2 protein-coding genes are annotated in these 2,900 nt (G+C 64.1%); one reads left to right on the top strand and one right to left on the bottom strand.

Features of this window, described 5'->3' with window-relative positions; translation table 11 throughout:
• The first annotated feature begins 135 nt into the window (after positions 1-135).
• Positions 136-2,103 carry a M23 family metallopeptidase gene (locus tag EN925_RS30585; RefSeq protein WP_027163525.1) on the top strand — a complete coding sequence of 656 codons (1,968 nt, stop codon included), beginning with the start codon at positions 136-138 and terminating at the stop codon, positions 2,101-2,103.
• A 6-nt stretch (positions 2,104-2,109) separates the two neighbouring features.
• On the opposite strand, the gene EN925_RS30580 is transcribed toward EN925_RS30585, so the two are convergent.
• Positions 2,110-2,900 (bottom strand): MFS transporter (locus EN925_RS30580; protein ID WP_128337158.1); only part of this gene is annotated, 791 nt, incomplete at its 5' end.

Genomic DNA, 2,900 nt, shown 5'->3' with positions numbered 1-2,900 from the left:
CTATAGGAGAAGTGCCTGGGGGCAATTCGGTCGGAGCCTGGCGCTTCGTTGACTTCACCTGCCATGACAGGCAAATGTCACGGCCACAACAAAAGCGACAAGCCGTTCCGCCCGGGGAAGAAGCAGCCTTTCTGGATGCCAGACACGGAAGATGTCATAGCCGAACTCGGCAATGAGCCGCCGCTGATCGCGGATGGCCGCAGCGGCCCGCCCGACCGGCGAGAGGTTTCTGCACGCTGGCTGTCGGGAACATTTCTCACTGGCGTGACCTCGAGCGTGTTGATGGGCGTGGCGCTGTTCGCCGCTCTTGACGGCCGCCAGCAGCTGGCCACCCCACCCGAGATCGCCGAGTTGATCAGCCTTGCCGGCAACGGAGATTCCGGCGAAGTCGCCAAGACGACCAGGCTGGTGGCGCCACGTCAGATCGCAAAGGCCAAGGACCGCCGCCGCATGGAAGTGTCGATGGTCACCAAGGTCGGCGACCGCGACGTCATCCACACCATGCCTTTCGTGCAGATCAAGATGGCCCTTGCCGCCGGCCACACCACCAGCCGCGCCTACCCCCCCTTCGACCCGATGCAAGTGTTCGGCGACGACGGCGACGACAATGCCCAGCCGGCGACGGCCTCGGCCGCTTCCGGCCAGATCTACGGCGCCAAGGTCGAAAGCGAGATGAGCCTGAAGACCGTCGATTTTCCGATCGACACGGCTTCCTTCGACGAAAAGAGCGACCTCTCCGCCGACGAGGTGGAAAAAGTGGTGCGCGAGGCCGGCACCGACCTCAGCGACGGCGCCGTGCAGGTCGCTTCGCTCCACTATGTCGATCCGCAGCGATTCGGCGAAGCCTTTGCCGAGAGCATGGCCGGCTCCTACGACGTCAAGATCGTGCCGGAAAACGTCTCGGTGGCGCCGCGAGCCACCGTTGACGACCAGGCGCCGGCTTTCGCCGAGGAAATCATCCCCTTCACCAAGGATCTCGACGTCACCGAGGCTTTTGCTGATTCGGGCTACACAGGGGAAGACGCCACCGGAATGGCCGAAGCCATAGCCAAGTTGCTCAATGCGACGGCGCTCAAGGCTGGAACCGTGCTACGCGTCGGCCTCGAGGTTCACGGCGATGCCGCCAAGGTCGTGCGCACCAGCGTCTACGACCGGACCCAGCACATCGTCACCATCGCGCTCAACGATCGCGGCCAGTATGTGCCGGCGCAGGAACCGGATCCGAACCCCGAATTGCTGACGGCCTTCGATGATTCGTCGGCGCCGGTGGTGGTGCGCGGCAACCTGCCCAACGTCTATGACGGCATCTACCGCGCCGCCTACTCCTACGGCATGTCCAAGGCGATGACGCAGCGGTTGATCAAGCTGCTGGCGTCCGACGTCGACTTCCAGTCTCGCCTCAGCCCCGCCGACCGCATCGAAGTCCTGTTCTCGCAGCCCGACGGCGACGATCAGACCTCGGACAGCTCCGAGCTTCTCTACGTCTCGGCGACGTTCGGCGGCCAGACCCGCAACTTCTACCGCTTCCAGATGCAGGACGGCGGCACCGACTATTTCGATGAGGACGGTTCGAGTGCCGAGCAGTTCCTGTTGCGCAATCCCCTGCCCGCCGGGAAATTCCGCTCCGGGTTCGGCGCCCGCAGGCATCCGATCCTCGGCTATGTCCGCATGCACACCGGCGTCGACTGGGCAGCCCCCATCGGCACGCCGATCATCGCCGCCGGCAACGGCACGGTCGAGAAGGTCGGCTGGGCCGGCGGTTACGGCAAGCAGATCATCATCCGCCACGCCAATGGCTACGAAACCTCATACAATCACCAGAGCGCCTTTGCCAAAGGCATCGAACCGGGCGTGCACGTCCGCCAGGGCCAGACCATCGGCTTCCTCGGCCAAACCGGCCTCGCCACCGGCCCGCATCTTCACTACGAGCTGATCGTCAACGGCACCAAGGTCGATCCGATGCGTGTCCGCCTGCCGGTCGGCAAGGTGCTGAAGGGCGATGACCTCGTCGCCTTCAAGCGCGAACGCGAACGCATCGACGAACTGTTGAAGCAGGAAGACAGCGATTCGCTGAAGGTTGCGAGCGCCAAGATCGATGGTTGATCGGCTTCAGCCTGGCGTATCTTCGGCCTTTCGCGGCCATGGCAATCGATCACCGGGAATGGTCGTCCAGGCGATGACAGCCGCAAGCAGGCAAAGCAGCGCGGTCACCGAAGAAACCGCGGCAAACGCGGCGTCGCTGGCGGCGAGCCTTGTCGCATCGATGGCCGGGGCAAGCCCGGCTGGCGCCGGTTCACCAAATCCCGGGATGCCGGAGGTTGCGCTCGCGTCCAGTGCATTCGCGTAGACCCACGCGGCAAGCGAGCCCATCGCCGCCACCGCGATCAGACCGCCGATGCGTGAGACGGCATTGTTGATGCCGGAGGCCGCCCCCGTGTCCTTGTCCTCCACCGCCGTCATGATCGCGGTCGACAAGGGCGACACGACCAGAGCCATGCCGAGCCCCATCAGCCCCATCAGCGGGAATGTTCCCGTCCAGAAATTGTGGATGCCGGCGTAGGTGAGCAAGGCCAGCCCGGCAAACGCAAAAGCCACGACCAGGCTGCCGCAGGCGATCGGAAAACGCGGTCCGATCCGGTCCGACAGCTTGCCGACAGGTCCCGACAAAAGCGCGATCGATGCCGACAAGGGCAGGAAGATGAAGCCGACCTCGGCCGTGCTCAGCCCCCAGCCGGCGATCAGCAGCATTGGCAGATAGAAAAGGTTGGCCGACAGCGCAAAATAGAGGAAGAACGTCGCCACATTGGCGCCGGCGAAAGCACCGACGCGAAACAGGCTGAGGTCGATCATCGGCTCGCGCTGACGAAGCTCGAAGACGATGAAGACAGCCAGCAATACGA

The sequence above is a fragment of the Mesorhizobium sp. M7A.F.Ca.US.006.04.2.1 genome, from assembly GCF_004022915.1.
Classification (GTDB): domain Bacteria; phylum Pseudomonadota; class Alphaproteobacteria; order Rhizobiales; family Rhizobiaceae; genus Mesorhizobium; species Mesorhizobium ciceri.
Note: the sequence above shows the minus strand (reverse complement) of the source record. Positions and strands in the feature narration are given on the sequence as shown.